This is a genomic window from Actinosynnema sp. (genome assembly GCF_052038725.1).
The window spans coordinates 1-2,349 of sequence record NZ_JBQGCX010000387.1; the positions used below are offsets into that span (position 1 = coordinate 1).

Consider the following 2,349-nt stretch of genomic DNA (forward strand, 5'->3'; position numbering starts at 1 on the left):
CGTGGCCGCCCAGCTCGGCGGGCTCGTCGGGGGCCAGGGCGAACGCGGGCGCGGTCGGGTGCAGCCGCAGGGTCTCGCGCAGCACCTGCCCGAGGTAGTCGAGCCGGGCCAGGTCCTCGAACGCGGGCACGCGGTCGCCCAGGACCCCGTCCACCGCGTCCTTGGCCTTGCGCAGCACCTCGGGGTGCGCCAGCAGCCGGTGCACGGCGAAGGAGAGCAGGCCGGAGGTGGTCTCGTGCCCGGCGATCAGGAACGTGGCCAGCTGGTAGCGCACGTTCCGCGCGGACAGCCGCTCCCCGGTGACCGGGTCGGCGCAGGTGAGCATCCGCTCCAGCAGGTCGTCCGGCCGCTCCCCGGCGGGCAGTGCGGCGCGCGCGGCGACGATCCCGTCGGCGATCCGGTTCATGGTGGCGATGTCGTCGCGGTACCGCTGGTTCCTGCCCACCAGGAACGGCTGCACGCCCGGCAGCCGCTCGGCGCGCTCGCCCGCCTCCACGAGGCTGCGGACCATCGCGTCGACGAAGGGGTGGGCCCGGTCGCGGTAGAAGGAGTTGAACCGGGCGCCGAAGGCGCACAGCGCGATGGTGTCCAGGGTCAGCCGGGTCATGTCGTCGGCGACGTCGATGCGGTGGTCGGGGCCGAACCGCCGCCAGCGCACGAGCATCTGCTCGGCGATGTCGAGCATGGCCGGGAAGTGGTCCCTCATGGCGGTGGGGCCGAAGGCGGGCATGAGCAGCCGGTGCGCCTTGCCCCAGTTCGGCTCGTCGCCGCGCGCGGTGAACAGCCCGTCACCCGCGAAGTCGCGGACCTGCTCCAGCGCGGGGTGCACGGCCTTGCCCCAGCTCGGGTCGGAGCACATGCGGGCGACGAGCTCGTGGCTGGAGGCGAAGACCTGGCGCTGCCCGGCGAAGGTCAGCGCGACGATGCCGCCGTGCTCGCGGTGGCAGCGGTCGAGGAAGTCGACGTCGGTGTCCAGGTCGGAGGTGAGGACGTCGAGCAGGTTCCCCACCAGGGGCAGGGGCTTGGGGCCGGGGATGCGCGTGCCGGTGGCGACCACGGGGTCCCCCTTCGGTCGACGGGTGCTGGGTCGCCCCCACGGTAAAGTTGGCCAAGTGACCAAGTCAAGCGACCTGGTCAGTTGGCCAGACTGTTAGGATGACCCCATGTCGACGGCACAGGACGCCAGGGCGGGCCGGAAGCACGTGAGCGCGGCCGTGCGGCGCGAGCAGCTCGTGGCCGCCGCGCTGCGCGTGATGAAGCGCGACGGCGTCGGTGCCGCCACCACCCGCGCCATCTGTGCCGAGGCCGGCATGCCGCACGGCGCGTTCCACTACTGCTTCCGCTCCAAGCAGGAGCTGTACACCGCGCTGCTCACCACGGGCCTGAACACCAGCCTGGACGCGGCGTGGCCCGCGATCTCGCCGGACCTGCCCGCCGTGGACAACGTCCGCACGATGCTGGCCGCCTTCTGGACCGCGTTCCAGGCCGACCCGGAGGCGGAGCTGGTGCTGGGCGAGCTGGTCACCCTCGCCCAGCGGGAGCCCGAGCTGCGCGAGCTGCCCGCGTGGCAGCACCGCGAGTACGTCGCCAAGGCGGTCGCGCACCTGGACCGGCTCGCCGAGGAGGCCGGGTTCGACTACTCGGTGGACCGGGCGCTGCTGGCGGAGCTGGTGGTGTCGGTGCTGGACGGGGTCGCCTCGTCCTGGTTCTCGCACCGGGACGGGGAACTGGCGAAGGCGTCGCTGGACCAGTTCGCCGTGATGTTCGCGGCCCTGACGCGCTGAGCCCCGCGCGCACCCGCGCCCGGCCGGCCGGTGACCCGTTCGGGCCACTGCGCCGACCAGATCGTTTACCCCCCTGCCCGCACGGGTAGCCGCGCGCACCGGGCAGCCGCCCGGACGTCCGGACACACCTGCGCCCTGGAGGCAGGCATGACCGACACGACGACGCGCCACCGCACGCCGGTGCAGAACGCCGCTTTAGCGGTGGGCGCGGTGTTCCTGCTGGTGGGCATCGCCGGGTTCGTCCCCGGCCTGACCACGAACTACGACGGCCTGGAGTTCGCGGGCCACCACTCGGACGCCGCCCTGCTGGGCGTGTTCAAGGTCTCCGCGCTGCACAACCTGGTGCACCTCGCGTTCGGCGCGGCGGGCATCGCCGCGGGGCTGTCCAAGGCCCCGCGCGGGGCCCGCGCGTTCCTGATCGGCGGAGGCGCGATCTACGCGGTGCTGTGGCTGTACGGCGTGGTCGTGGACGAGCACAGCACGGCCAACTTCGTGCCGCTCAACGCCGCCGACAACTGGCTGCACCTCGGCCTGGCCGTCGGCATGATCGGCCTCGGCGCGGCGC

General features: G+C 73.3%; 3 protein-coding genes. 2 read left to right on the forward strand and 1 reads right to left on the reverse strand.

The window, feature by feature from the left end; all coding sequences use genetic code 11:
- Positions 1–1,057: cytochrome P450 (locus ACTUAL_RS07745; protein WP_440899766.1), on the reverse strand; the 1,057-nt coding region annotated here is incomplete at its 3' end.
- Positions 1,058–1,163: 106 nt separating this feature from the next.
- Between ACTUAL_RS07745 and ACTUAL_RS07750 the strand changes: the two genes are divergently transcribed.
- Positions 1,164–1,784 (forward strand): TetR/AcrR family transcriptional regulator, encoded by a 621-nt coding sequence (locus ACTUAL_RS07750; RefSeq protein WP_440899767.1) that lies wholly within the window; start codon positions 1,164–1,166, stop codon positions 1,782–1,784.
- 147 nt (positions 1,785–1,931) lie between these two features.
- Positions 1,932–2,349 (forward strand): DUF4383 domain-containing protein (locus ACTUAL_RS07755; RefSeq protein WP_440899768.1); only part of this gene is annotated, 418 nt, incomplete at its 3' end.